This is a genomic window from Pseudomonas putida (genome assembly GCF_028682635.1).
Taxonomy (GTDB): domain Bacteria; phylum Pseudomonadota; class Gammaproteobacteria; order Pseudomonadales; family Pseudomonadaceae; genus Aquipseudomonas; species Aquipseudomonas putida_AE.
The window spans coordinates 241985-268080 of the sequence record NZ_JANHLK010000002.1 but is presented as its reverse complement, the minus strand read 5'-3'; the positions used below and the strand labels follow the sequence as shown (position 1 = coordinate 268080).

At 60.9% G+C, this 26096-nt stretch carries 23 protein-coding genes, 1 tRNA gene, 1 pseudogene and 1 riboswitch; of the genes and pseudogenes, 23 read left to right on the top strand and 2 right to left on the bottom strand.

What is annotated here, in order from left to right:
* The first annotated feature begins 47 nt into the window (after nt 1-47).
* The 4 genes from NPS56_RS03665 to NPS56_RS03650 are packed head-to-tail and all read left to right on the top strand — an operon-like array spanning nt 48 to nt 4085.
* Nucleotides 48-1025: a Bug family tripartite tricarboxylate transporter substrate binding protein gene (locus NPS56_RS03665; protein WP_274073511.1), complete on the top strand. Its 978-nt coding sequence runs from the start codon at nt 48-50 to the stop codon at nt 1023-1025.
* A 58-nt stretch (nt 1026-1083) separates the two neighbouring features.
* The gene (locus NPS56_RS03660) at nt 1084-1542 is read left to right on the top strand and encodes a tripartite tricarboxylate transporter TctB family protein (protein ID WP_274073510.1); all 459 of its coding nucleotides are present in this window, start codon (nt 1084-1086) and stop codon (nt 1540-1542) included.
* 1 nt (nt 1543) lies between these two features.
* Complete coding sequence (locus tag NPS56_RS03655; RefSeq protein ID WP_274073509.1) at nt 1544-3061, top strand: tripartite tricarboxylate transporter permease; 1518 nt, start codon at nt 1544-1546, stop codon at nt 3059-3061.
* The gene (locus tag NPS56_RS03650) at nt 3051-4085 is read left to right on the top strand and encodes an AbrB family transcriptional regulator (protein ID WP_274073508.1); all 1035 of its coding nucleotides are present in this window, start codon (nt 3051-3053) and stop codon (nt 4083-4085) included. The genes NPS56_RS03655 and NPS56_RS03650 overlap by 11 nt, the downstream gene beginning before the upstream one ends.
* Before the next feature lie 98 nt (nt 4086-4183).
* On the opposite strand, the gene ung is transcribed toward NPS56_RS03650, so the two are convergent.
* Entirely contained in the window at nt 4184-4876 is a 693-nt protein-coding gene (gene ung / locus NPS56_RS03645) for a uracil-DNA glycosylase (protein ID WP_274073507.1), read from the bottom strand.
* A gap of 133 nt (nt 4877-5009) precedes the next feature.
* Between ung and NPS56_RS03640 the strand changes: the two genes are divergently transcribed.
* Complete coding sequence (locus tag NPS56_RS03640; RefSeq protein ID WP_274073506.1) at nt 5010-6122, top strand: enoyl-CoA hydratase/isomerase family protein; 1113 nt, start codon at nt 5010-5012, stop codon at nt 6120-6122.
* Nucleotides 6123-6242: 120 nt separating this feature from the next.
* On the opposite strand, the gene NPS56_RS03635 is transcribed toward NPS56_RS03640, so the two are convergent.
* A complete protein-coding gene (locus tag NPS56_RS03635; RefSeq protein ID WP_274073505.1) occupies nt 6243-6665 on the bottom strand; it encodes a hypothetical protein in 423 nt (140 codons plus the stop codon).
* Between the two features lie 336 nt (nt 6666-7001).
* A riboswitch (guanidine-I (ykkC/yxkD leader) is annotated at nt 7002-7102 on the top strand.
* A 60-nt stretch (nt 7103-7162) separates the two neighbouring features.
* Between NPS56_RS03635 and NPS56_RS03630 the strand changes: the two genes are divergently transcribed.
* The 18 genes and pseudogenes from NPS56_RS03630 to NPS56_RS03550 all read left to right on the top strand — a co-directional run.
* Nucleotides 7163-8230, top strand: a complete 1068-nt coding sequence (locus NPS56_RS03630) for a putative urea ABC transporter substrate-binding protein (protein ID WP_274073504.1) — start codon at nt 7163-7165, stop codon at nt 8228-8230.
* 15 nt (nt 8231-8245) lie between these two features.
* Nucleotides 8246-9061, top strand: a complete 816-nt coding sequence (locus tag NPS56_RS03625; RefSeq protein ID WP_274073503.1) for an ABC transporter permease — start codon at nt 8246-8248, stop codon at nt 9059-9061.
* Nucleotides 9058-9846 (top strand): ABC transporter ATP-binding protein, encoded by a 789-nt coding sequence (locus NPS56_RS03620; protein WP_274073502.1) that lies wholly within the window; start codon nt 9058-9060, stop codon nt 9844-9846. The genes NPS56_RS03625 and NPS56_RS03620 overlap by 4 nt, the downstream gene beginning before the upstream one ends.
* 12 nt (nt 9847-9858) lie before the next feature.
* Nucleotides 9859-10584, top strand: a complete 726-nt coding sequence (locus tag NPS56_RS03615) for an urea amidolyase associated protein UAAP1 (RefSeq protein WP_274073501.1) — start codon at nt 9859-9861, stop codon at nt 10582-10584.
* Between the two features lie 11 nt (nt 10585-10595).
* Nucleotides 10596-11249: an urea amidolyase associated protein UAAP2 gene (locus NPS56_RS03610; protein WP_274073500.1), complete on the top strand. Its 654-nt coding sequence runs from the start codon at nt 10596-10598 to the stop codon at nt 11247-11249.
* Nucleotides 11250-11502: 253 nt separating this feature from the next.
* Nucleotides 11503-15129: an urea carboxylase gene (gene uca, locus NPS56_RS03605; RefSeq protein WP_274073499.1), complete on the top strand. Its 3627-nt coding sequence runs from the start codon at nt 11503-11505 to the stop codon at nt 15127-15129.
* 24 nt (nt 15130-15153) lie between these two features.
* On the top strand, nt 15154-16932 hold the full coding sequence (atzF, locus tag NPS56_RS03600) for an allophanate hydrolase (protein ID WP_274073498.1): 1779 nt from the start codon (nt 15154-15156) through the stop codon (nt 16930-16932).
* Nucleotides 16933-17122: 190 nt separating this feature from the next.
* Complete coding sequence (locus NPS56_RS03595) at nt 17123-18616, top strand: sensor domain-containing diguanylate cyclase (RefSeq protein WP_274073497.1); 1494 nt, start codon at nt 17123-17125, stop codon at nt 18614-18616.
* Complete coding sequence (locus NPS56_RS03590; protein ID WP_274073496.1) at nt 18603-18821, top strand: cysteine-rich CWC family protein; 219 nt, start codon at nt 18603-18605, stop codon at nt 18819-18821. Before NPS56_RS03595 ends, NPS56_RS03590 begins: the two co-directional genes overlap by 14 nt.
* Nucleotides 18822-18856: 35 nt before the next feature.
* On the top strand, nt 18857-19549 hold the full coding sequence (locus tag NPS56_RS03585) for a pseudouridine synthase (protein ID WP_274073495.1): 693 nt from the start codon (nt 18857-18859) through the stop codon (nt 19547-19549).
* A gap of 312 nt (nt 19550-19861) precedes the next feature.
* Nucleotides 19862-20746: an alpha/beta fold hydrolase gene (locus NPS56_RS03580; protein ID WP_274073494.1), complete on the top strand. Its 885-nt coding sequence runs from the start codon at nt 19862-19864 to the stop codon at nt 20744-20746.
* A 173-nt stretch (nt 20747-20919) separates the two neighbouring features.
* A tRNA-Gly gene (locus tag NPS56_RS03575) sits at nt 20920-20993 on the top strand.
* A gap of 305 nt (nt 20994-21298) precedes the next feature.
* Nucleotides 21299-22846, top strand: a complete 1548-nt coding sequence (locus NPS56_RS03570; RefSeq protein WP_274073493.1) for a Fic family protein — start codon at nt 21299-21301, stop codon at nt 22844-22846.
* Nucleotides 22847-23041: 195 nt separating this feature from the next.
* Nucleotides 23042-24010 (top strand): RHS repeat-associated core domain-containing protein, encoded by a 969-nt coding sequence (locus tag NPS56_RS31280; protein ID WP_425313619.1) that lies wholly within the window; start codon nt 23042-23044, stop codon nt 24008-24010.
* A 267-nt stretch (nt 24011-24277) separates the two neighbouring features.
* Nucleotides 24278-24457, top strand: coding sequence for a type II toxin-antitoxin system HicA family toxin (locus NPS56_RS03565; protein ID WP_077184214.1), 180 nt, complete (start codon nt 24278-24280; stop codon nt 24455-24457).
* A gap of 35 nt (nt 24458-24492) precedes the next feature.
* Nucleotides 24493-24900 carry a type II toxin-antitoxin system HicB family antitoxin gene (locus NPS56_RS03560; protein ID WP_274073492.1) on the top strand — a complete coding sequence of 136 codons (408 nt, stop codon included), beginning with the start codon at nt 24493-24495 and terminating at the stop codon, nt 24898-24900.
* A gap of 412 nt (nt 24901-25312) precedes the next feature.
* On the top strand, nt 25313-25582 hold the full coding sequence (locus tag NPS56_RS03555; protein WP_274073491.1) for a short-chain dehydrogenase: 270 nt from the start codon (nt 25313-25315) through the stop codon (nt 25580-25582).
* Nucleotides 25583-25709: 127 nt separating this feature from the next.
* Nucleotides 25710-25895: pseudogene (locus NPS56_RS03550) on the top strand (SAM-dependent methyltransferase); the annotation flags it as partial.
* Nucleotides 25896-26096 lie beyond the last annotated feature (201 nt).

The following is a 26096-nucleotide window of genomic DNA, read 5'->3' as shown; positions in this document are numbered from 1 at the left end:
CCGCATCTGAAACATCCCCAAAAACAACAACTCCCGTGGAGACAACAATGAATGGATCACTGCGCCGTTTCGCCCTCGCCGCCAGCGTCATGCTGTTTGCCGGCCAACTGATGGCTGAGCCCAAGCGCCCGGAATGCATCGCCCCGGCCTCGCCCGGCGGCGGTTTCGACCTGACCTGCAAACTGGCGCAGAGCGCACTGGTCAACGAAAAGCTGCTGACCAAGCCGATGCGCGTGACCTACATGCCCGGCGGTGTCGGCGCGGTGGCCTACAACGCAGTGGTCGCCCAGCGCCCGGCCGATGCCGGCACGCTGGTGGCCTGGTCCAGCGGTTCGCTGCTGAACCTGGCCCAGGGCAAGTTCGGTCGTTTCGATGAAACCAACGTGCGCTGGCTGGCCGCCGTCGGCACCAGCTACGGCGCCATCGCGGTGAAAAGCGATTCGCCCTACAAGAACCTCGACGATCTGGTGCAGGCGCTGAAAAAAGATCCGAGCAAAGTGGTGATCGGTTCCGGCGGCACCGTCGGCAGCCAGGACTGGATGCAGACAGCCCTGATCGCCAAGGCCGCCGGGATCAACCCGCGTGACCTGCGTTACGTCGCCCTCGAAGGCGGCGGTGAAATCGCCACCGCCCTGCTCGGCGGCCACATCCAGGTCGGCAGCACCGACATCTCCGACTCCATGCCGCACATCCAGAGCGGCGACATGCGCCTGCTGGCAGTGTTCTCCGACAAGCGCCTGGACGAGCCGGAAATGAAAGACATTCCGACCGCCCGCGAGCAAGGCTACGACATCGTCTGGCCAGTGGTGCGCGGTTTCTACCTCGGGCCAAAAGTCAGCGATGAAGACTACGCCTGGTGGAAAGATTCCTTCGACAAACTGCTGGCCTCGCCCGAGTTCGCCAAGCTGCGCGATCAGCGTGAACTGTTCCCGTTCGCCATGACCGGCCAGGAGCTGGACACCTACGTGAAAAAGCAGGTAGCGGACTACAAAGTGCTGGCCAAAGAGTTCGGCCTGATCCAGTGATCGTCTCTGTCTAGCGGCTGCGGCTCCGTCTGGCGGAGCCGCGGCACAGGAGTTCCCCATGCTCTTACAACGCATTTTTGCTTCGGTGCTGTTGCTGGCCTGTGTCGGCCTGGCGCTGATGGCCTGGCCGTATCAAGCGGCTTTTTCCTACGAACCGGTGGGGCCTCGGGCCTTTCCGCTGTTGATGCTGGGCCTGATGGGCTCGGCGCTGTTGTACATGGTGTTCCGTCCGGCACCGATCAAGCACAGTGATGACGAGCCGCCGCTGGATCGCGAAACCCTGACCAAGATCGGTATCTGTGTGGTGCTGTTGCTGGTGTTCGCCGGCACTTTCGAACCCCTGGGGTTCATCGTCGCCAGCATCCTGATCGGCGTGCCCATGGCCCGTCTGTACGGCGGTCGCTGGGTGCCAAGCAGCGTGATCATCAGTCTGATGGCCGTCGGCCTCTACCTGCTGTTCGACAAGTTGATGGACGTGCCGCTGCCCCTGGGCGTGCTCGACGTTCTGGAGAACTGATATGGATACTCTTGGCTATTTGGGTCAGGGCTTCGGCGTCGCGCTGAGCCCGTACAACCTGGTGACCGCCTTGTGCGGCACCCTGATCGGCACCGTGGTCGGCCTGTTGCCGGGCCTGGGGCCGATCAACGGCGTGGCGCTGCTGATCCCCATCGCATTCGCCCTCGGCCTGCCACCTGAGTCGGCGCTGATCCTGCTGGCGGCGGTGTACCTGGGTTGCGAATATGGCGGGCGGATCAGCTCGATCCTGCTGAACATTCCGGGCGAAGCCTCCACCGTGATGACCACCCTCGACGGCTACCCGATGGCCCGCAAAGGCTTGGCCGGTGTGGCGTTGTCGCTGTCGGCGTGGAGCTCGTTCATCGGTGCCTTCATCGCCACCTGCGGCATGGTGCTGTTCGCCCCGCTGCTGGCGAAATGGGCGATCGCCTTCGGCCCCGCGGAATACTTCGTGCTGATGGTGTTCGCGATTGTCTGCCTTGGCGGCATGGCCGGTGATCGACCGTTGAAAACCTTCATCGCGGCGCTGATCGGCCTCTTCCTGTCGACGGTCGGCATCGACGCCAACAGCGGCGTGTACCGCTTCACCGGGGACAACATCCACCTGACCGACGGCATCCAGTTCGTCGTGCTGGTGCTGGGCCTGTTCTCCATCAGCGAGATCCTCCTGCTGCTGGAGAAAACCCACCACGGCCAGGAAGCGGTGAAAGCCACCGGGCGCATGATGTTCAACTTCAAGGAAGCGGCATCGGTGTTCGTGGTGAACATCCGTTGCGGCGTACTGGGTTTCATCATGGGCGTGTTGCCCGGTGCCGGTGCAACCCTGGCCAGCGCCGTGGCCTACATGACCGAAAAACGCATGGCGGGCGCCAAGGGCACCTTCGGCCAGGGTGACATGCGCGGCCTCGCGGCCCCGGAAACCGCCATCGGCGGCGCGGCCTGCGGTGCGCTGGTGCCGATGCTGACCCTCGGCGTTCCGGGCTCGGGTACCACGGCGGTGATGATCGGTGCCCTGTCGCTGTACAACATCACGCCAGGGCCGCTGCTGTTCCAACAGCAACCGGACATCGTCTGGGGCCTGATCGCGTCGTTGTTCATCGCCAACGTGATGCTGGTGATCCTCAACATCCCGATGATCCGCATCTTCACCCGTATCCTCGCCGTGCCGAACTGGGCGCTGGTGCCAGTGATCGCGATCATTACCGGGATCGGCGTCTACGCGGTGCACGCCACCACCTTCGACCTGTTCCTGATGATCGGCATCGGCATCTTCGGTTACATCCTGCGCAAGCTGGACTTCCCGCTGTCGCCAGTCTTGCTGGGGTTCATCCTCGGCGGCCTGATGGAACAGAACCTGCGCCGCGCCCTGTCGATTTCCAACGGTGCGCTGGACATCCTCTGGTCGAGCCCGATCACGTTCGGTTGCTGGGTCCTGACGGCGATCATGCTGTTGATGCCGATCATCCGCATCTGGCGCAAACGCGCGGCCGCGCAACGCGTTATCGCCGATGTCCGATAGGTCTCCCTTCAAACTCTGGTGGGGAACCCCGCTGGTCGGCCTGCTGGGCGGTTTCCTCGCCAGCCAGGTCGGCTGGCCTTTGCCGTGGATGGTCGGCTCGTTGCTGGCGATCATCCTCGTGCGCTGCCTGACACCCTGGCAACTGGCGGAAATCCCTGGCGGGCGCAAGTGTGGCCAGTGGATCGTCGGCATCGGCATCGGCCTGCACTTTACCCCGGTGGTGATGGAGCAAGTACTGAGTCATTTCGGCCTGATCTTCTTCGGCGCCCTGGTCACCAGCCTGTCGGCGGTGGTCGGGGTGTGGTTGATGCGCCGTACCGGCGAAGATCGCGCCACGGCATTTTTTTCCAGCATGCCCGGCGGCTCCGGGGAGATGGTCAACCTCGGCGCGCGCAATGGCGCGGTACTCAGTCGGGTGGCTGCCGGGCAAAGCCTGCGGGTGCTGGTGGTGGTGCTGTGCGTACCGGCGGCGTTCAAGTATCTGTTGGGCGACGGTGCGCCGATTTCCCACGCGGGCAGCATCGATTGGTACTGGTTGGCGTTGTTGTTTCCGGCGGGGGCGCTGGCGGCCTGGATCTGGGAACGCCTGCGCCAACCCAATCCCTGGTTGTTCGGCCCCTTGCTGGTGAGCGCAGCGGTGAGCATCGGTTGGGACCTGCACATCGGCTTGCCCAACGGCGGCAGCCAGATCGGCCAATGGCTGATCGGCAGCGGCCTGGGCTGCCACTTCAATCGGCAGTTTTTCCGGCGTGCGCCATCGTTCATGGGGCGGACGTTGATCGGTACGGTGCTGACCATGCTGATCGCCACGGCGGCGGCGCTGGGCTTGAGTGCGCTGACCCACCTGGATTTGCGTTCGCTGACGCTGGGCATGATGCCCGGCGGGATCGCCGAGATGAGCCTGACGGCGGAAACCTTGCAATTGTCGGTGCCATTGGTGACGGCGATGCAGGTGATGCGGTTGTTGTTTGTGTTGTTTCTGGCGGAGCCGTTGTTCAAGTACTGGAACCGCAATCCAGAGTAAAGACCGCGTTGAATTCATCGCCAGCAGGCTGGCTCCCACCTTGATTGTGTGAACACTGAAGATCCAGTGTGGGAGCCAGCCTGCTGGCGATGCTTTTTTCAAATCGGCGGCAATCGCCACTCGATTGGCGTCTCGCCATTCTGCTCCAGAAACTTGTTGGTCCGGCTGAAGTGCCCGCACCCGAGAAAACCTCGATAGGCCGACAGCGGTGACGGGTGCACCGAGGTCAGCACCAGGTGCTTGGTGGCATCGATCAGCTTCTGTTTGCTCTGGGCATGGGCGCCCCACAGCATGAACACCAGGTGCGGTTGCTGCTGGCTGACCACTTCAATGATCCGGTCGGTGAAAAACTGCCAGCCCTTGTCCTTGTGCGCATTGGCGTTGGCACGCTCCACGGTCATGGTGGTATTGAGCATCAACACGCCCTGCTCGGCCCAGCTTTGCAGGTAGCCGTGGCTGGGGATGTCGATGTTCAGGTCGCGCTTCAACTCTTTATAGATATTGACCAGCGATGGCGGCGCCGGCACGCCCGGTTGCACCGAGAAGCACAGGCCGTGGGCCTGGCCCGGGCCGTGATAGGGGTCCTGGCCGAGAATGACCACCTTGACCTTGTCCAGCGGCGTGGAATTGAGCGCGTTGAAGATCATCGGGCCCGGCGGATAGATTTCCTTGCCCGCCGCCCGCTCGTCCTGGAGGAATTTTCGCAACTCTGCCATGTAGGGCTGGTCGAATTCGGCACGCAGTGCCTCCTTCCAGCTCGGTTCGAGTTTGATACGGTCGTCAGCAGTCATGGTTACATCCGGCAAAAACAATGGGGCGAACCCTAGGAAAGCCCATCACGCTTGTCAATTGATCTGACGCAGATCCGGCACTTTCCCACACAGCGATCATACTTACCCCTCAAATTCCCCAGCGAGGTCACCGATGAATCTGCACTTCGAAGAACTCACCGGCACTGACGGCGCCCGTATCGGCATTGCCACCCTGGATGCCGAGCAATCGTTGAACGCCCTGTCCCTGCCGATGATCAACGCCCTGCGCGACAGGTTGGACGCCTGGGCCAAGGAACCGCAAATCGTTTGCGTCCTACTGCGCGGCAAAGGCATCAAGGCCTTCTGCGCCGGCGGTGAAGTGCGCAGTCTGGTCGAGGCCTGTCGTGCCCATCCGGGCGAAGTGCCACCCCTGGCCGCCAACTTCTTCGCCGCGGAGTATCGGCTGGACTTCAGCCTGCATACCTATCCCAAACCGTTGATCTGCTGGGGGCACGGTTATGTGCTCGGCGGCGGCATGGGGCTCTTGCAGGGGGCGAGCATCCGGATTGTCACGCCGAGCAGCCGGCTGGCCATGCCGGAGATCACCATCGGCCTGTACCCGGACGTCGGCGCCAGTTGGTTCCTGTCACGCTTGCCCGGCAAGCTCGGATTGTTTCTCGGCTTGACCGGTGCCCACATGAACGGTCGCGATGCGATCGATCTGGACCTGGCTGATCGTTTCCTGCTCGATGAGCAACAGCCACAGCTGATCGAAGGCCTGCTGCAGTTGAACTGGCAGGAACAGACGCCGATGCAGCTCAACAGCCTGCTCAAGGCCTTGCAGCAGGAGGCGGTTGCGCAGATGCCCGAAGCCCAGTGGCTGCCACGCCGCCAGCAGATCGATGAACTGCTGGATGTCAGTGATGTGCGTTGCGCCTGGAAGGCCATCGCCACCCTGCGCGATCACGCCGACCCGCTGCTCAACCGCGCGGCGCGCAACCTGATCGAAGGCTCGCCGCTGACCGCGCATCTGGTATGGGAACAGATCAAACGCGCCCGCCACCTGTCGCTGGCGCAAGTCTTCGAGATGGAATACACCCTGAGCCTCAACTGCTGTCGCCATCCCGAATTCAGCGAAGGCGTGCGCGCGCGGTTGCTCGACAAGGACCAGAAACCCCACTGGCACTGGCCGGACGTCAACAACGTGCCGGATGCGGTGGTGGAGGCGCACTTTCACAAGGTCTGGGAAGGGCGTCATCCACTGGCGGATCTGTCGAATTACTGAAACTAAATGTGGGAGCGGGCTTGCTCGCGAAGGCGGAGTATCAGTCGACATTACCGTTGTCTGACACTCCGCCTTCGCGAGCAAGCCCGCTCCCACAAGGTATTGCGTTAATGCATGAGACTAGCGGTGGTTGCCGCGACCGTTATGGTCACCTCGACCACCGTGCTTGTTGTTGCGTCCACCCCGGTTATCGTTGTTCCAGCCGCCGCGGTTACGGCCGTCCCAACCATGTGCCCGGTAGTCTGGGCGAGCCTGGTAATAGCGAGGTGCCGGTTGGTAATAGCGTGGCGCCGGTTGATAAACCCGCGGCTGGTGGTAATAGCGCGGCGTTGGCTGGTAATACCGGGCAGGCGGCGCGTAGTACCGGCGTGGTGGTGTGTAATAACCACCGCCGTTGGAATAATAGGAGCCTCCACCGGCGTAATAAGGCGCTGGCGAGGTATAGACCTCGGACCTGTAGTAACCGGCTCCTCCATCGGAATAAGGCACACAACCACCCAGGAACAAACCCAACACGGCAATGAGAAGAATTTGTCGATGCATAGCGGCCTCCTGGACCGCGAATGAGCCAAACCAGCGACGCTGGCAGGCGACAGCCAAATGTTCCAACTGTCGATAGATCAGACCTCGAATCTGAGATCTGGTGCGTTCCTGCAACACGTTGAAACATCTCGCCGATGAAAGGTTTTTCATCTATTAACGCTGGCCAGCACGTCCCATTGCGGTGCACCCACGCACCATCACAAGGCAGGCGCAAGCAGCCTTGCTAGCACTTCAGTCGATCAATCCCGCATGCCAGAGCGCTTCAACCGACTTGGCACGGCTCTCGCTTTAGCAAATGCGTGCAGGAGTCAACACAGGTTCGCGGCACCACAATTTGCAATGGCTGACTAGGGTTCCGGCTCGCAAGCGCGAGTGGCTGGTCCGAGAGTTGGCGACCTCCAGTTGAGGTTACACGGCGGGACAAAAGCCCGGGAGACAAGCCACCGTTCGCGGTGCCGCTGCCTTCCTGTCCGCCCTTGATCAACTGGAGAACCACCATGTCCCAGCATCGTTTACCCGCCCTGCTCGCCGCTGCCTTCGCCGCCCTGGTGAGCCTCTCGTCCCCCGCCGCCCAGAAAGACCAGTTCAGCGTCTGCTGGACGATCTATGCCGGCTGGATGCCCTGGGAATACGCCGGCAGCCAAGGCATCGTCGACAAGTGGGCGAAGAAGTACGGCATCAAGATCGATGTGGTCCAGCTCAATGACTACGTCGAATCGATCAACCAGTACACCGCCGGCCAGTTCGATGGCTGCACCATGACCAACATGGATGCGCTGACCATTCCGGCCGCTGGCGGCGTCGACAGCACTGCGCTGATCGTCAGCGACTTCTCCAACGGCAACGACGGCATCGTGCTCAAGGGCGAAGGCAAGAAAGTCGCCGACCTCAAGGGCACCGATGTCAATCTGGTCGAGCTTTCGGTGTCGCACTACCTGCTGGCCAGGGCCCTGGATTCGGTGGACCTCACCGAGAAAGACCTGAAAGTGGTCAACACCTCCGACGCCGATATCTCCGCCGCTTTCAACACCGATCAGGTCAGCGCCGTCACCACCTGGAACCCGATGCTTTCGGACATCAAGGCCCAGCCCGGGGTGACCGAGGTGTTCAATTCCAGCCAGATCCCCGGCGAGATCATGGACATGATGGTGGTCAACTCCCAGACCCTCAAGGACAACCCGGCCCTGGGCAAGGCGCTGACCGGCGCCTGGTTCGAAGTGGTCGAGTTGATGAATGCGAAAAACGCCGCGGGCAAGGCCGCACTGGAGCACATGGCCAAAGCCTCGGGCACCGACCTGGCCGGTTTCCAGGCGCAACTGGACACCACCAAATTGTTCGCCACCCCGCAGGAAGCCCTGGCGTTCAGCACCAGCAAACAACTGCCGGAAACCATGCGCAAGGTGGCCGAGTTTTCCTTCCAGCACGGCTTGCTCGGTGAAGGCGCCAAAGACACCAGCGCGGTGGGCATGGCCTTCGCCAACGGCGTGACCAGCGGCGACAAGGGCAACCTCAAGCTGCGCTTCGACCCCAGTTACGTGCAGATGGCTGCCGACGCCAAGTTGTAACCAGAGGACTTGGCCATGCGCCTGATCAATCGCCACCCTGATCGCCCGAGCCGCCTGTTGCTGGTGATCCTGCCCTTCGCCCTGCTGCTGTTCGCCTACTTCATGGGCTCGGCGGAGCGCCTGGCGGATAACCCCAACGACAAACTGCTGCCCAGCGCCGTACAGATGAGCGACGCGGTGCAGCGCCTGGCCTTCGTGGCCGACAGCCGCACTGGCGACTACCTGCTCTGGCAGGACACAGCGTCCAGCCTGCGACGCCTGGCCATCGGCCTGGGCATCAGCGCGCTGGCCGGTCTGTGCCTGGGCATCGCCGCCGGGACGCTGCCGTTGTTCGGCGCGCCGTTGTCACCCTTGCTGACCGTGCTGTCGATGGTGCCGCCGCTGGCGATCCTGCCGATCCTGTTCATCGTCTTCGGTTTGGGTGAGTTGTCGAAAGTGATGCTGATCGTGATCGGCATCACACCGGCCCTGGCCCGCGACCTGGAACAGCGCGCCCGGGAAATTCCCGTGGAACTGCTGATCAAGGCCCAGACCCTCGGTGCCTCGACCTGGACCCTGATGCTGCGGGTGGTGCTGCCGCAATTGCTGCCACGCCTGCTGATCTCGCTGCGCCTGATGCTGGGTTCGGCGTGGCTGTTCCTGATCGCCGCCGAAGCCATCGCCTCCACCGATGGCCTCGGCTACCGGATTTTCCTGGTGCGCCGCTACCTGGCGATGGACGTGATCCTGCCGTACGTGGTGTGGATCACCCTGCTTGCCTGGCTGATGGATTGGGGCCTCAAGCGCCTGACCCTGCGTGCATTCCCTTGGTATGAAGGAGCGCGGGCATGAGTTTCATCACGGTGAAAAACGTCTGGCAGCAATACGCCGACCAGGTGGTGCTCGAAGGCCTGAACCTGAGCGTCGCCGAGGGTGAGTTCTGCACCCTGGTGGGCGCCTCCGGTTGCGGCAAGTCAACCTTCCTGCGCCTGCTGCTCGGCCAGGAAAAAGCCAGTCGCGGCGAAATCCTGCTCGACGGCCAGCCCTTGGCAGCAGAGCCGGACGCCAGCCGTGGCGTGGTGTTCCAGCGTTATTCGGTGTTCCCGCACCTGAGCGTGCTGGACAACGTCGCCCTCGGCCTGGAACTGCCGCGATCCCCTTTGCTCGGGCGCCTGTTCGGCAGCGCTAAAAAAGAGGCTCGCGAACAGGCTTCGGTGCTGCTGCACAAAGTCGGTCTCGGTCACTCGCTGGACAAGTACCCGGCGCAACTGTCCGGCGGCATGCAACAACGCCTCGCCATCGCTCAGGCGCTGATCATGAAGCCGCGGGTGTTGCTGCTCGACGAACCCTTCGGCGCCCTCGATCCGGGCATCCGCAAAGACATGCATGCCCTGCTGCTGGAGCTGTGGCGCGAGACCCGACTGACGGTGTTCATGGTCACCCATGACCTGTCCGAAGGTTTCAGCCTCGGCACTCGCCTGCTGGTGTTCGACAAGGTCCGCCTCGACCCGCACGCCCCAGGTGCCTATGGCGCACGCATCACCTACGACATCCCTTTGAACAGCGACCGCCGCACCTGCCGTGCCGCCGTCGACGCCTTGCCCGTGCAACTGGCAAGCACGCTTCGTATCGCTTAGAGGAATATGAAAATGACCGACTCGACTCAAATGTTCCCGCCCTTCGCCGAAGAAATGCTGCCCGGCGGCGGCCACCGTTCCTTCGTGCTCAAACGCGGCCAGCTGTTGCGGCTGACCGACCTGCGCGGCGGCGCCAACGTCAGCCTGACGTTGCTCAACGCCAACGAAAAAACCGAACGCCTGAACCTGCCCGATAGCCTCAAATGCCAACACACCGCCAAGCTCACCGCCGGCCATTGCCTGTACTCGGACATGGGCCGCGTGCTGGCCGCCATCACCGCCGACACCTGCGGCTGGAGCGATAGCCTTGGCGGCGTGCTCTGTGCTGAAGAAGTGGCGGAAAAATATGGCCAGGGCCGCTATCAGGAACTGCGCAACGGCTTCTTCCGCAACGGCACGGACAACCTGCTGGTGGAGTTGGGCAAGTGGGGGTTGGGGCTGTCCGACCTGCTGATGACCCTCAACCTGTTCAGCCGGGTGAACGTCGACGACGCCGGGCGCTTTCACTTCGTCGAGGGCAACTCCAAGGCTGGCGACTACATCGAGTTGTACGCGCCGATGGACACCCTGGTGGTGCTCACCGCCCTGCAGCATCCGATGGACCCGTCGCCGGAATACGCACCTAAACCCTTGAAGCTCAGCTGGATGAACGCCGACCCCAGCGTCGCCGAACACTGCCGCACCTCGCGCCCGGAAAACGAGCGCGGCTTCATCAATACCGACCGTCTGTTCGCCTGAGGATCGCTGCCATGTCACTCGCTATCGCTACCGCTGACGTTACTACGAGCAGGCAACCCGAAACCGCGGTCTACCGCGCCACCATCCCCGCCGGCGAACCCTGGCTGATGGAGGTCAAGGCCGGCCAGACCCTGCGCATCCTCGACCTGGAAGGCAACCAGGCGGTCGACACCCTGTTCTACAGCGTCGCCAATCCCAAGGAACGCTACGACGTGCAGCGCACCCTGCGCCGCCAGAACAGCGTGTACCTCACCACCGGCAGCGTGCTGTATTCCAACCTCGGCAAACCGATGCTGACCATCGTCGCCGACACCTGCGGCCGTCACGACACCCTCGGCGGCGCCTGCGCGCAGGAGAGCAACACCGTGCGCTACGCCCTGGAAAAACGCCACATGCACAGCTGCCGCGACAACTACCTGCGCGCCTGCGTGCATGACGGGCGCCTGGGCAAAGGCGACATCGGGCCGAACATCAATTTCTTCATGAACGTACCGGTCACGGCTGACGGCGGGCTGACCTTCGAAGACGGGATTTCCGCACCGGGCAAATACGTCGACCTGCGGGCCGAGATGGACGTGATCGTGCTGATCTCCAACTGCCCGCAACTGAACAACCCGTGCAACGCCTACAACCCGACCCCTGCGGAGCTGCTGGTATGGAACTGAAATTCCCGAAATTGCGCCGCTGGTTGTTTGCCCTGTGCCAGGCCCGCTCAAGCCAGTGCCTTGTAGGAGCTGGCTCGCCAGCGAATGGGCCAGCACATTCAACAATGGTGTGACTGACACTCCGCCTTCGCTGGCAAGCCAGCTCCTACAGGGGGCGGTGGTGTTTGAAGAAAGTTGATTTTCCCGTCGGGGACGACCCTGGCGCTCATCGAAAAACTGCGGGACGGCCCGCATCCCCTCCAGGGGTTATGCCATGTTCGAAAAAGTCCTGATTGCCAACCGTGGCGCCATCGCCTGCCGCATCCTGCGCACCTTGCGCGAACTGCAGGTGGCAGGTGTTGCCGTGTATTCCGAAGCCGATGCCGCGAGCCTGCACATCCTGCAAGCCGATGAGGCCCATTGCCTCGGTGAAGGCGCGGCCGCTGGCACCTACCTCGCGGTGGAAAAAATCCTCGCCATCGCCAAAGCCTCGGGCGCCACCGCAATCCACCCCGGCTACGGCTTTCTCTCGGAAAACGCCGCATTCGCCGAAGCCTGCGAAACCGCCAACATCGCCTTCATCGGCCCGACGCCAGAACAGCTGCGGGTGTTCGGCCTCAAGCACACCGCCCGCGCCCTGGCCAAACAACACGGCGTACCGATGCTCGAAGGCACCGAGTTGCTCGACAGCCTCGATGCCGCCTTGATCGCAGGCGAACAAGTCGGCTACCCGGTCATGCTCAAAAGCACCGCCGGCGGTGGCGGCATCGGCATGCGCGTGTGCCGCAGCGCGGCCGAATTGAGCGAATCCTTCGAGGCGGTCAAGCGCCTCGGGCAGAACAATTTCAGCGACGCCGGCGTGTTCATCGAGAAGTACATCCAGCGCGCCCGGCACCTGGAAGTGCAGGTATTTGGCGACGGCCGTGGAGAGGTGATAGCCCTCGGCGTGCGCGACTGTTCGGTGCAGCGGCGCAACCAGAAAGTCCTCGAGGAAACCCCGGCGCCGAACCTGCCCGAGGGCATGGCCGATGAACTGTGCGCGGCGGCGATCAAGCTGGCCAAGGCGGTGAACTACCGCAGCGCCGGCACCGTCGAGTTCGTCTTCGACAGCGATGCCCAGCGTTTCTACTTCCTGGAAGTGAACACCCGGTTGCAGGTGGAGCATGGCGTCACCGAGCAAGTCTGGGGCGTCGACCTGGTGCGCTGGATGGTGCAACTGGCCGCGGGTGATCTGCCGCCGTTGAGCGAGTTGAGCCGAGGTTTGAAAGCTGACGGCCATGCGATTCAGGCCCGACTTTATGCCGAGGATCCGGGACGGGATTTTCAACCGAGTCCGGGCTTGCTGACCGCCGTTGATTTTCCCGTCGCCGACGGCAAACAGCTGCGCATCGACACCTGGGTCGAGGCCGGTTGCGAGATCCCGCCCTACTTCGATCCGATGATCGCCAAGGTCATCAGCTGGGCATCGACCCGCGAACAAGCGGCTGCCGATCTGCATCAAGCCTTGGGTGACAGCCTGCTGTACGGGGTGGAAACCAACCGTGACTACCTGAGGCAGATTCTGCTCGATGCGCCCTTCGCCAGCGGCCAGCCGTGGACCCGTTGCCTGGAAGGCCTGGAGTACCGGGCCAACACCTTCGAAGTGCTCAGCGCCGGCACCCAGACCAGCGTCCAGGACTATCCCGGCCGCCTCGGCTACTGGGCGGTCGGCGTGCCGCCATCGGGGCCGATGGACAGCCGTGCGTTGCGCCTGGGCAACCTCCTGCTGGGCAATGACGAAGGCGCCGCAGCGCTGGAAATCACCATGAGCGGGCCGTTGCTGCGGTTCAATTGTGATGCGGTGGTGGCGGTAACCGGTGCGATGATTCCGTTGACGCTGAACGGTGAAGCCGTGCCGATGAACACCGCGCTACTGGTTCCGTCCGGTGCGTCTTTGAGCCTCGGCACGATCGCCGGTGCTGGCGCGCGCAGCTATCTGTGCGTACGCGGTGGCTTGCAGGTTCCGGATTATCTGGGGAGCAAAAGCACCTTTACCCTCGGTCAGTTTGGTGGGCATGGCGGTCGTGCCTTACGGGCGGGTGATGTGTTGCATCTGCCGGCGTTGAACGACCGTAGCGTCGGTGCGCAACTGCCTGAAATCGCAGAGTTGCCCGCCGTACGGCAAATCCGCGTGATCTACGGCCCACACGGCGCACCGGAATACTTCACCGAAAACTACATCGGCACCTTCTTCGCCACGCAGTGGGAAGTACACTTCAACTCCAGCCGCACCGGCGTGCGCCTGATCGGGCCGAAGCCTGAGTGGGTGCGTGCCGACGGTGGTGAAGCCGGTTTGCACCCTTCGAATATCCACGACAATCCGTACGCCATCGGCGCTGTGGATTTCACCGGTGACATGCCGGTGATCCTGGGGCCGGACGGCCCAAGCCTGGGCGGTTTCGTGTGCCCGGTGACGGTGATCGAAGCGGATCTTTGGCAGCTGGGCCAGCTCAAGGCTGGGGACAAGGTGCAGTTCCACCCAGTCGATCTCAAGACCGCCCGCACCCTCGCCTGCAAATGGGAAACCTGTAGGAGCTGGCTTGCCAGCGAAGAGGCCCTAACAGACACCGCATCAACTTCTTCGCTGGCAAGCCAGCTCCTACAAGGGGTTGTGTCGCCTGTGGTGCTGGATTTGGGCCAGGGGGATACGCGACTGGTCGCGAGGCTGTCGGGGGATACTCATCTTCTTCTCGAAATCGGCGCCCCCGAACTCGACCTCGTCCTGCGCTTTCGCGCCCACGCCCTCATGCAAGCCCTGGAAAGCAAACACCTGCACGGTGTAATCGACCTGACCCCGGGCATCCGCTCGCTGCAAGTGCACTACCAACCCGAGCAACTTCCGCTCGCCGACCTGCTCGGCATCGTCGCCGGCGAATGGGACGCCGTGTGCGCGGCCAAGGACCTGCAGGTGCCCTCGCGCATCGTCCACCTGCCGCTGTCCTGGGACGACCCGGCCTGCCAGTTGGCGATCGAAAAATACATGACCACCGTGCGCAAGGACGCCCCCTGGTGCCCGAGCAACCTGGAGTTCATCCGCCGCATCAACGACCTGCCGAACCTCGATGAAGTGCAACGCACGGTGTTCGACGCCAGCTACCTGGTGATGGGCCTGGGTGACGTCTACCTCGGCGCACCGGTCGCCACTCCGCTCGACCCGCGCCATCGCCTGGTGACCACCAAGTACAACCCGGCGCGCACCTGGACCGCGGAAAATTCGGTGGGCATCGGTGGCGCCTACATGTGCGTGTACGGCATGGAAGGCCCCGGCGGTTATCAGTTTGTTGGACGCACTTTGCAGATGTGGAATCGCTATCGCGAAGTCGCCGCGTTCGATGGTAAGCCCTGGCTGCTGCGCTTCTTCGACCAGATCCGTTTCTACCCGGTCAGCGCCGATGAACTGCTGCGCATCCGCCGGAATTTCCCCCTCGGGCGTTTCGATCTGAACATCGAGCACAGTCAGCTGAACCTGGCGGATTACCAGGCGTTTCTGGCGCAAGAAGCCGAGACCATCGCGGCCTTTCGCGATCAACAACAAGGCGCCTTCAACGCCGAACGAGAGCGCTGGATCGCCAGCGGCCAGGCGCATTTCGACAGCGAAGAGCTGGTTCCAGAGGCGAGCGAAGACGCCCCTCTGGCCAACGGTCAACAGAGCGTCGACAGCCACATCGCCGGCAACCTCTGGCAAGTCCAGGTGCAGGCCGGCAGCCGCGTCGAGGCCGGTGACGTGCTGGTGATCCTGGAGTCGATGAAGATGGAAATCCCGCTGCTCGCGCCGATGGCCGGCGTGGTGCGCGAGATTCGCGTGCAGCCGGGTTCGGCAGTGCGTGCCGGACAACGCGTCGTGGTGCTGGAACTCGACTGAACCCCTTTCGAAAGGACGAATAGCATGAACATCAATCTGCAACTCGACGCCCTGCGCAACGCCTACCGCGACGGCAGCACCACGCCTCGTCAACTGCTATCAAGCCTGCGCGATAAAGCAGCGGCACTGAACCCGGACTATCACCTGTTCATCCATCTGCTCAGCGCCGAAGAACTGGAACCCTACCTCGCCGCCCTCGACGGCCGCGACATCGACAGCCTGCCTTTGTACGGCGTGCCGTTCGCGATCAAGGACAACATCGACCTGGCGGGCATCCCGACCACGGCGGCCTGCCCGGCATTTGCCTACGTGCCGCAACGTTCGGCGACCATCGTCGAGCAACTGCTGGCCCTGGGCGCCGTGCCGCTGGGCAAGACCAACCTCGATCAATTCGCCACCGGCCTCAACGGCACGCGCTCGCCCTATGGCGCGTGCCCCAATAGCGTGTTGCCGGAATACCCGTCGGGCGGTTCCAGCGCCGGTTCTTCCCTGGCGGTGGCGCTCGGTGTGGCGAGTTTTGCCCTGGGCACCGACACCGCGGGCTCCGGGCGCGTGCCGGCGGCGTTGAACAATCTGGTGGGGATGAAAGCCACCAAGGGCCTGATTTCCACCGCGGGCGTGGTGCCGGCCTGTCGCACGCTCGATTGCGTGACGACCTTTACCGCGACCGCCCGGGAAGCGAGTCAGTTGCTCGCATTGACCGCCAAACTCGATCCACGGGACAAGTACAGCCGCGCTAATCCGCTGTGGAATGACGGCTCGGCGTTCGGCGCAGTGCGTGGGTTCCGTTTCGGTGTGCCCCGTGCGCAAGACCTGGAATTTTTTGGCTGCGCTCAAGGCCCGCAGCTATTTTCCGATGCGATCGATCGACTCAAGGCCCTGGGTGGCGAAGCGGTGGAATTGGACCTGTCGCCCTTTCTCGAAGCGGCGCGTTTGCTCTACGAAGGCCCTTGGGTGGCCGAACGCTACAGCGTGGCCGGCGAATTGATGGAACACAATCCCGAGGCCGTACTGCCTGTCATTCGCGCCGTACTGGCCAAGGCCCCGGCCGTCACGGGCGTGCAGACCTTCCGCGCCCAATACCGGCTGCAAGCGCTGAAAGCCTTGTGCGACAAAGCCCTGCAAGGTCTCGATTGCGTGGTCACGCCGTCCATTGGCCGCCCGGTCACCCTGGCAGAACTCGACGCCGAACCGGTACAGCGCAACTCCGAACTGGGCTACTACACCAACTTCATGAACCTGCTCGACTACGCCGCCGTCGCGGTGCCCAGCGCGTTCATGGACAACGGCTTGCCCTGGGGCGTGACCCTGTTCGGGCGGGCGTTCACCGATCAGTACCTGTTGAGCCTGGCCGATGGATTGCAGCGCCAGCAAGGACTGGCGGCCCCGGCACCGACCGCCGTTGCGCGCCATGACCGCGCGCGGCTGGTGGTCTGTGGCGCGCACCTGGATGGCCTGGCGTTGAACTGGCAGCTGAAACAGCGCGGCGCGCGCCTGGTGGAAACCACGTTCAGCTCGGCCGATTATCAGCTGCATGCGTTGGCCGGTGGCCCGCCGTTGCGTCCGGGCATGGTTCGGGTCAAGCACGGCGGCGTGGCGATTGCCGTGGAAGTCTGGGAATTGCCAAGCAGCGAACTGGGCTCGTTCCTCACCGGCATCCCGGCACCGTTGGGGCTGGGCAAGGTGCAGCTGGCGGATGGTCGCTGGGAAAGCGGATTCATCTGTGAGGCCTATGGGTTGGAGGGCGCGGTGGACATCAGCCATCTGGGCGGATGGCGCGCCTACCTCAAAACTCTAGCCTGACCCCGCCCCCTGTAGGAGCTGCCGCAGGCTGCGATCTTTTGACTTTGTTTTTGATCGCAGCCTGCGGCAGCTCCTACAGGGATTGTTTGCGTCATGCATGGGAACGACCATTCGCGACGCACATGGAGCAGTTATTTCCCGCGCCAGCCCTTAGAATGCTTGCCATCGGATTGCTGACAATGGAACTGCCATGCCACTTCGTTCGCCGCTGTATTCCCAACGGTCGTTGGTCCTCACGTTGGTCGCGTTGCTGGGCGCAGGCTTCCTGGCCACTTCCTTTCTCAGTTACTACGCCTCGCGAGCGTCGATCCGCGACAACATCGTCAACACCGAGCTGCCGCTGACATCGGACACCGTCTACTCGGAAATCCAGAAAGACCTGGTCCGGCCCATCCTGATTTCCTCGATGATGTCCCGCGACACCTTCATGCGCGACTGGGTGGTCAATGGCGAACGCGACACCGGGCAGATGACCCGCTACCTCGACGAGGTCATGACCCACTACGGTGCCTACACGGCGTTTTTCGTCTCCGACGCGAGCCTCACCTACTACCACGCCAAGGGTGTGCTCAAGCAGGTCAGGGTCACCGAACCCCGGGATGCCTGGTACTTCCGTGTCCGTGACATGAAGGATCCCTACGAGATCAACGTCGATCCAGACCTCGCCAACAAGGACAACCTGACCGTCTTCATCAACTACAAGGTCTACGACTACCACAACCGCTTCATCGGCGCCGCGGGTGTCGGGCTGACGGTGGATGCGGTGATCAAGCTGATCGACAAATACCAGCAGCGCTACCAGCGCAGCGTCTACTTCGTCGACACCTTCGGTCGCCTGGTGCTCACCGGGGCCGAGGGCGGGCCACAAGGAGCCCTGGCCGGGCAGACCCTGGCCGAGCTCGACAGCATGAAAAACCTGCTCAGCCAGCTGCCCAAGCCCCACAGCGGCAGCTACGAATACTCCGGCCAGGGCCAGGGCCATTTCCTCAACGTGCGCTTCATCCCGGAGCTGAACTGGTACCTGTTCGTCGACAAGCGCGAAGACGGCGACCTCAGCGACATCCGCCGCTCGCTGTACCTCAACCTGCTGATTTGCCTGATCGTCACACTGATCGTGCTGGCCCTGCTCAACCGCGTGATCAAGCGCTACCAGGGACAGATCCAGACCCAGGCCACGCTCGACAGCCTGACGGAACTGCCCAACCGCCGCGGCTTCGACCTGCTGGCCGCGCAAGCGATGCAAGAAGCCCAGCGTGAACCCAGGCCGCTGACGGCGCTGCTGCTGGACCTGGACCACTTCAAGGCCTTGAACGACACCTACGGCCACCTGGCCGGCGATCAGGTGCTGATCGGCTTCGCCCGGGACCTGGAAAGCTGCCTGCGCCACTCCGACATCGTCTGTCGTTGGGGCGGTGAAGAATTCATCGTGCTGCTCAAGGACACCGACGGTGACGGCGGACAGGTGATCGCCGAGAAAATACGCCAGCATGTGGAGCGACAGCCCTATGCGTACAATGGCCACCGCCTGCAACTGACCGTCAGCATCGGCCTGACCACCCTGCAGCCCGATGACACCTTGCACACCCTGCTGTCCCGGGCCGATCATGCGATGTACCGGGCCAAACAATCGGGCCGCAACCGAATCTGCGTGGAACTGCCTCAACCTGCCTATGAAAAAGCCTGACCTCTGCCCCGCCTGCGGCGCAGCCAACGACTGCACCCTGGCCGACCCGCGAACCGCTGACCGGGCCTGCTGGTGCTACGGCGTCAGCATCGACCCGGCGGTGCTCCAGGCGCTGCCCGCCGAACTGCGCAACACAGCCTGCCTGTGTCCGCGTTGCGCCAAGGTTGACTCGCAGTTGCAAGCAACGCCGCCGTCGATCAAGTAAGATGCGCGCCCCCTTTCTTCACTGATCCTCACGTCATGCGCGTCGACCGTTTTCTCAGCAACCTGCCCTGCTTCAACCGCAAGCAGGTGCGCCTGTTGCTGGTGGAAAAACGCGTCCGGATCGACGGCAAGACCGTCAGCGATCCCCACACTGACGTGCGCGAATTCAGCCGCGTCGAAGTCGACAACGAAGTGCTGCAAGCCGGCAAGCCGCCGCGCCACTTCATGCTCAACAAACCCGCCGGCTGCGTCAGCGCCACCCGCGACCCGCAGCACCCCACCGTACTGGACCTGATCACGGAGCCGGATAAAGATGACCTGCACATCGCCGGACGCCTGGATTTCAACACCACCGGGCTGATGCTCATCACCAACGACGGCAGTTGGTCGCGACGCCTGACCCAGCCGCAGACCAAACTGGCGAAGGTCTACTACGTTGAAACCGAGCAGGACATCGGCCCCGAATACGCGATCACCTTTCGCGAGGGGCTGTACTTCGCCTTCGAAGACCTCACCACCCAACCTGCCGGGCTGGAGCTGCTGGGGCCGAAATGCGCACGCCTGAGCATCGTCGAAGGCCGCTACCACCAGGTCAAGCGCATGTTCGGTCACTTCGACAACAAGGTGCTGCGCCTGCATCGCGAATCCATGGGCCCACTGGTGCTCGACAACGCGTTGAAACCGGGTGAATACCGCCCGCTGAGCGTTGATGAGATCGAATTGATCTAAGCAGCCTACCGCTGAGCAGAAGTTGTCGAACAATTTGCCAAAGGCACTTGCGCGATGACGTGACCCCTGCTTGAATCAGGACGTCGGCCGAAATGTGACCGATGAGTCACAAGCTGTATCTAAGAAACTTTTTGCCGGTAGGGACCCTTGGGTTCCGGCCTCACCCGGCAAACTGCCCGCCAATAACAATACCCGTCGACCGGACTGCATTGGATCGACATGGGCTAACAATTTCCAGGGCGTATGCCTACCTGTCACAAAGCTCGTGCAATCTCTTTTGCGCGCATACCCGCTTGCCAGGAGTCTTATGACATGAGGCCAGAAATCGCTGTGTTGGATATACAGGGTCAGTATCGGGTTTACACGGAGTTCTATCGCGCAGACGCCGCAGAAAAGACCATTATCCTGGTCAACGGCTCGATGGCCACGACTGCGTCGTTTGCTCAAACCGTGAAGAATCTCCACCCGCAGTTCAATGTGGTCTGCTACGACCAGCCCTACGCGGGCCGGTCCAAAGCCCACAACCTGCACGAGAAATTGCTGACCAAGGAAGTCGAAGGGCAGATCCTCCTGGAGCTGATCGACCACTTCGCCGCCGAACACGTGCTGTCGTTTTCCTGGGGTGGCGCCGCGACCCTGGTCGCCCTGGCCCAACAGCCTCGGCGCATCGAAAAAGCCGTGATCAGCTCGTTCTCCCCGGAGATCAATGCGCACATGCTCGACTACCTCGAGCGCGGCGTGGATTACCTGGGCAGCCGTGACGGTGAGCGGGTCGGCAACCTGGTCAACAGCACCATCGGCAAACACCTGCCGACACTGTTCAAGCGCTTCAACTACCGCCACGTCAGCAGCCTGGCCGATCACGAATACGGGCAGATGCACTTCCACATCAGCGACCTGCTGCACAGCGACCGCCAGTGCTTCTTCAAGGCGGCGCAGAAAATCAACGTACCGGTGCTGTTCATGAACGGCGAATGGGACGAATACACCGCCGCCGATGGCGCCCGGTTGTTCGCCGACCACGTGCAAGACGCCACCTTCACGACCCTGGGCGCTACCGGCCACTTTCTCGACATGGAACACAAAGCCGCCTGCCGAGACAGCCGCAACGCATTACTGGGGTTCCTGAAGCCGGCACAGCACGATAGCCGACCGCGTTACCACTACGTTCAGGACCACCATGCATTGTCCCTCTGAAACAGCGTCATCGCGAGCAAGCCCCGCTGCCCTTACGTAATCCGTAGGCGCGAGGCTTGCCCGCGAACGACCGTCACAGGGTCCGTGCATGTGCTTCACCCGCGCTAAAGCCATCAAACGCAAAGAAAAACTTCATTTCCACGCGCACATCTGGTACAAAGTCTCCGCTCTGAGCGGGTGTCGTATAATGGCATTACTCCAGCTTCCCAAGCTGATAACGAGGGTTCGATTCCCTTCACCCGCTCCAACCGAATTCTTGTCTCACGTTGTTTTTTGACGGGGGATGCAGGTAAAGAAAAAACCGGCTTAGATGGCCGGTTTTTTTGTGTCTAATATTTGGTGAAATTCAGCGTTTCATTTCCACTTTCGATAAGCATGTAACCCCACCGCTGTAGTGACTAATCTGGACTCGTTAGCGTTTTTTTCTCAGAACCCGGTTTTAGTATCATTTTTCATCAAACATTAGCCTTTTCACACCTGCATAAATTAGCGTTTTCGCATAGGATCGACGTTCTGTTAGCGTTTTTCTTTCCTCAGTAAAGGATCTCGTCAATGCAAGTCGGTTTTAACACCCTCGCGAACCGCTACGACATCGCATTGGCGCAGCCTCTGCGCGTCGAGTCCACGATCGGCAGCACACGGGTCAGACGCGAAAGCGACGGGCATGTGGAGAACCGGTATCCGCCAAGCTACCGACCCGCAGACGACTTTGCAGGACATTTCGAATTCGGCCTCAAGTACGAAGACATTCATCTCGAATTTTTTGCCCGCCTGTTTGCGGTCGTAGGGCCGCAGCCTGTCGAAGACTGGTGTCGACGAGAGCCTTTCGGCCAGTACGCCCGTCGCACAGGATTCCTTTATGAATGGCTGACAGGTGAACACCTGGATGTGCCGGACGTGACCAATGGTGCCTACGTTGATGCACTTTCGCCAAAAAAATACCTGACTCGTCGCCAGTCGTTACGAATTCGGCGTTGGCGAATCAATAACAATCTGCCGGGAACGGCTCAGTTCTGTCCCTTGGTTCGTCGAACAGCGCCCGTGCAGGACGCTCTGCAATTTGATTTGCGCGAAGCATTGGCCGAGTTGGATCAGACCTTTGGCGCTGACATCCTGATGCGTACGGCCAGTTGGCTGACGTTCAAGGAATCGCGCGCTAGTTTTCTGATCGAAAAGGAAGCCGACCAGGCTGATCGCATCCAACGGTTTGCCCATGTCATTGCCCAATACTGCGGTCATATCGAAAACCCGTTGAGCAACAACAGCCTGCAGTCCCTGCAAGCCGGCATTCTGGGACATGACGCCATCGGCCTGGGTTTGCGGCGCTCTCCTGTATTTGTGGGGCAAGCCACGATGCGCGAGGACATCGTGCACTACATTGCGCCCCACTCCAGGGACCTTGACTCACTACTGGCGGGCCTCAACGAATTTGAGATTGCAACACGTGGTGCGGAATCGCTGGCGCGTGCCGCTGTGTTGGCATTTGGCTTCGTCTATATCCATCCCATGCGCGATGGCAATGGTCGGATCCACCGTTTCCTGATCAACGACACCTTGATTCGAGACAAGGCAGTGCCCGACGGCGTCATTCTGCCGATATCAGCCACCATCACCAGCTCGATTGACTTCCGGGCCGGCTACGACCGTACACTCGAAGTGTTCTCGCGACCTTTCATGCGCCGTTACGCGACGGCCTATCGCTTCGGCGAACTGGTGACCTACGAGGACGGGACCCTCAGCAACTTCATCTTCGATGAATATGAAGATGGCTGTTTTGCCTGGCGGTACCCGGACCTGACTGAACATGTCCTGTACACCGCACATGTTGTCGAGCATACGATTCGCACGGAAATGGCGGATGAAGCGCGCGTACTGTTGATCTTTCAGCGAGCACAGGAGCAGTTGAAAGAGGTGCTGGAGATGCCCGACCAGGATGCGAATCGCATCATCCGCTCCATCAAGGAGAATGGTTGGGTGGTTTCGGGCAAGCTGAAGAAAGGGTATCCGCAGCTTGAGGATGAGCGCATGGCGGAACGAGTTGTGGAGGCTGTGCGTTCGGCGTTTGAAGATCGCGAGATGGGAAGCAGTGAAGAGAAATAAATCCGTCCCCTGTCCCCTTTGTCCCCTGTCCCCTTTTCCCTCCTTTTCCCTACTTTTCCCTGTTTCAAGATCCTCGCCGCTCTCGCTAAATGTAGACTGGAGCTAGGCCAAGGTACTATCAGTTCTGCTAGTACCGACGCGGGACCATAATCTGTAAAACAACAGTATCGTCCTTTCAGTATCCAGAAGCCCCTTATGGTCACGCCCACTCGAATCGAGAAAAACGAACCAAAAACGATTCTACTTGCGACCCATCAGAACCAATCCGTTGTGGCGCAGGTGAGTCAAGGCGAGGTGAATCCATTGGCATACACTGCCTATGGGTACCGATCAGGCGATCACCGTTGTACCCGTCTTGGTTTCAATGGTGAGTTTAAGGAAGCACAGACTCATTGGTATTTATTGGGGAACGGTCATCGAGCCTACAACCCGGTGCTGATGCGGTTCCACTCTCCTGACAAATTGAGCCCATTCGCCGCCGGTGGATTAAACGCGTACACCTATTGCGTCGCAGATCCAGTAAATCATCGAGATCCCACAGGGCGCTTCGCTATACCGGCTGTTGTGAATATTCTTTCAGGCGTTGCAGGCGCGGCATCCTCGACAGGAGGAATGGCGCTTTCCCTGTCTACAAGTGGTCGTTTTCGAGGGCAAGGAATTTTGGCTCTGGGTACGGGAGCGTCAGGCTTGCTGCTCAGTGCCGCGGCAATTGCAAACCCTGCCTCGGTAATAGCACCCGTTCTGGCGGGTGCGAGTGTTACAGCAGGGGCAGCCACCATAACGCTGGCTTTCAGAGCGGCAAGAGAAGCAACGGCAAGAAGCACTCAATGGTTTCAGACGGTGGCTAGGGTCCTGGATCGTCCGCCTCGATATTCAACTTTGTCATTGCCGGGTTTGCCGCCATCGTTCTCCACCTTGAACCTTGATCCACCGCCACCATATAGTCCACCGATAGCCCTGACTCCCATTGCCCCCATACATTCGACTGCACGCGGTGCACCACCTCAAACTGGACGTCTATCGCAAAACACACGGTTTGCGAGAGACCAGGAGAACCTCTTGAATCAACCCGAGCTTCCCACAGCCCGGATGAGTGAGCTTTCGCAACTGCAATTCATAGATGAAACTAATTCCGCAGCCAGGACAATCAGACGCTCAAGCTAAGACGTGGATTTGCTCTCGAATCTCATCAGGCATTAGCCTTTCCACAAGCACTGGATCTATAGGTGCCGGCTTGTTGGCTCCTGCACGCAAAACCTCGCAATACACCCAACCCTCTCCTTTCAGGCTTGCCCAAAGCCATGTCCGCAGCGGCCTTCTAGACTCGATTCCTATCGCTGTCCCACCGAGCCAGGACGACTTGGTGGTTATAGTGTTGATTAAAAACAACCAGTAGGTATAGTAACCACAAGCACACCACAGGGAGGTGATGTGAATAGCCGATTTTTGATAAGCCAACTCGTTGCGGACGGCTGGTATCTGGTACGAATCAGAGGCAGCCATCATCACTTCAAGCATCCGACCAAACCGGGGCTGGTGACAGTCCCTCACCCGAAGAAAGATCTTCTCAAGAAAACGGCCATCAGTATTTTGCAGCAGGCGCTGCTCTGACAGACGCTGTGCCGAGTCCTCGGAGGACAATGACAATGCTTTACCCGATTGCGATTTCAATGGGAGATGAGGAGCACGCCTGGGGCGTTGAAGTCCCTGACATCCCGGGCTGCTTTTCCGCCGGGGAAGATCTGGATGATGCGATGGCGATGGCCCGAGAAGCCATAGAAGGCCATTTCGAGATCTTGGCCGAAGGGGGTTCAGCCATTCCCCCCGCAAATAAAGTGACACTGCACGCAGCCAACCCAAAGTACGCGGGATGTGCGTGGGCTCTGGTGGACATCGACGTTACCAAATATTTGGGCAAGGCCCAGAAGCTGAACATCACACTGCCTGGGTACCTGCTAAACCGTATCGATGAATACGTGCTGCACCATCCGGAAGAGAAAAGCCGTTCGGGCTTTCTGGCTTCGGCAGCACTCAAGGTATTGCAGCAGAGCTGATAAGCTTACTGCAGCGATCTATCAACCGGCCCGAGTGGCCGGTTTTTTGTGGCCGGAATTTAATGAATGTTGGATCTCAGGCGACACCATTTCTAAAAAAAGCAACGTCCTACAATAGTCTGGGAAATGTCCGTACACTCGCGCATTGCTGTGCCATTGTCATGAGATCTATAGTCCGAGCGCGCCCCAAATGGCGTATCGGGTTTGGCGACTCGATGGCAAGGCACAGAAATCTCCGGCTAGCTCGGAGCGTTTCTGAACGCACTTGGCTACCTGTTTTTTGGTGGCTGTGCGTGGGAGATCTTCGGGTCTGCCGGTTTGTGCCTTGTCCGGTTCGCCAACCCGCGTACAGCTACCACCCTTTGTTTGGCGACGATGAGTGGTAGTTCACCTAACTTCAAGGTAATCACTCATGAACGAATATATGGCTCTAACCAGCAACGCCGACGACCTCCCCTCGTTTTACGTCAACACCACTCAACCGCTGCACTCGCTGCTCAGCAGTGCCCGTTACCGAATCGGTGCCGTGACGCAGGTTCTCGAAAACCTCGCGATGCGAGGTGAAATCAGCACCGACTCGGTCATCTTCAGCGACTTCGCATTGTTGTGTTGCATTCCTTTGCGCGATGGCTGCGATGTGCTGGACGTAATTGCTCGGCGCATGGACGCCGAACCGTCCTGACGTAACACTTTGCTCACGATGGTGGTCTGGCAGGCAACACGGATGTGACTGTGCGACCGTCATCGCGAGCAGGCTCGCTCCCACAGGGTTTGCGATACCCAAACCATCTCAGCAGAGCACCACTACCATGACTCAAAACATCTACGACGATCCCGGATTTTTCCACGGCTACAGCCAGATGGCCCGCTCGATTGGCGGCCTCGATGCCGCACCGGAATGGCCGGCGCTGCAGTCGATGTTGCCGCTGATGCATGGCTTGAAGGTGGTGGATCTCGAGTGCGGTTATGGCTGGTTTTGCCGTCGGGACAGCGAGCACGTTCAGCGCTGAGTGTTTGTCGCAAGCACTTGTATAGGTTGCGTATGGATCCGCGCACGCCAGTAAAGATGCTGTATAGCTGCGTTTCGCCAGACAACAGATCCCTTATTCTCCCTGCTCACCGTTCGCCTAGAGGTCAGCATGGACAGTTCAGAGTTGGGGATCATGGTCATTTCAATGATCGGGTTGTTCGGCTTT

Coding starts and splice junctions, on each gene's coding strand:
- NPS56_RS03665 (WP_274073511.1), top strand. CDS start 48: ATGAATGGATCACTGCGCCGTTTCGCCCTCGCCGCCAGCGTCATGCTG.
- NPS56_RS03660 (WP_274073510.1), top strand. CDS start 1,084: ATGCTCTTACAACGCATTTTTGCTTCGGTGCTGTTGCTGGCCTGTGTC.
- NPS56_RS03655 (WP_274073509.1), top strand. CDS start 1,544: ATGGATACTCTTGGCTATTTGGGTCAGGGCTTCGGCGTCGCGCTGAGC.
- NPS56_RS03650 (WP_274073508.1), top strand. CDS start 3,051: ATGTCCGATAGGTCTCCCTTCAAACTCTGGTGGGGAACCCCGCTGGTC.
- ung (WP_274073507.1), bottom strand. CDS start 4,876: ATGACTGCTGACGACCGTATCAAACTCGAACCGAGCTGGAAGGAGGCA.
- NPS56_RS03640 (WP_274073506.1), top strand. CDS start 5,010: ATGAATCTGCACTTCGAAGAACTCACCGGCACTGACGGCGCCCGTATC.
- NPS56_RS03635 (WP_274073505.1), bottom strand. CDS start 6,665: ATGCATCGACAAATTCTTCTCATTGCCGTGTTGGGTTTGTTCCTGGGT.
- NPS56_RS03630 (WP_274073504.1), top strand. CDS start 7,163: ATGTCCCAGCATCGTTTACCCGCCCTGCTCGCCGCTGCCTTCGCCGCC.
- NPS56_RS03625 (WP_274073503.1), top strand. CDS start 8,246: ATGCGCCTGATCAATCGCCACCCTGATCGCCCGAGCCGCCTGTTGCTG.
- NPS56_RS03620 (WP_274073502.1), top strand. CDS start 9,058: ATGAGTTTCATCACGGTGAAAAACGTCTGGCAGCAATACGCCGACCAG.
- NPS56_RS03615 (WP_274073501.1), top strand. CDS start 9,859: ATGACCGACTCGACTCAAATGTTCCCGCCCTTCGCCGAAGAAATGCTG.
- NPS56_RS03610 (WP_274073500.1), top strand. CDS start 10,596: ATGTCACTCGCTATCGCTACCGCTGACGTTACTACGAGCAGGCAACCC.
- uca (WP_274073499.1), top strand. CDS start 11,503: ATGTTCGAAAAAGTCCTGATTGCCAACCGTGGCGCCATCGCCTGCCGC.
- atzF (WP_274073498.1), top strand. CDS start 15,154: ATGAACATCAATCTGCAACTCGACGCCCTGCGCAACGCCTACCGCGAC.
- NPS56_RS03595 (WP_274073497.1), top strand. CDS start 17,123: ATGCCACTTCGTTCGCCGCTGTATTCCCAACGGTCGTTGGTCCTCACG.
- NPS56_RS03590 (WP_274073496.1), top strand. CDS start 18,603: ATGAAAAAGCCTGACCTCTGCCCCGCCTGCGGCGCAGCCAACGACTGC.
- NPS56_RS03585 (WP_274073495.1), top strand. CDS start 18,857: ATGCGCGTCGACCGTTTTCTCAGCAACCTGCCCTGCTTCAACCGCAAG.
- NPS56_RS03580 (WP_274073494.1), top strand. CDS start 19,862: ATGAGGCCAGAAATCGCTGTGTTGGATATACAGGGTCAGTATCGGGTT.
- NPS56_RS03570 (WP_274073493.1), top strand. CDS start 21,299: ATGCAAGTCGGTTTTAACACCCTCGCGAACCGCTACGACATCGCATTG.
- NPS56_RS31280 (WP_425313619.1), top strand. CDS start 23,042: ATGGTCACGCCCACTCGAATCGAGAAAAACGAACCAAAAACGATTCTA.
- NPS56_RS03560 (WP_274073492.1), top strand. CDS start 24,493: ATGCTTTACCCGATTGCGATTTCAATGGGAGATGAGGAGCACGCCTGG.
- NPS56_RS03555 (WP_274073491.1), top strand. CDS start 25,313: ATGAACGAATATATGGCTCTAACCAGCAACGCCGACGACCTCCCCTCG.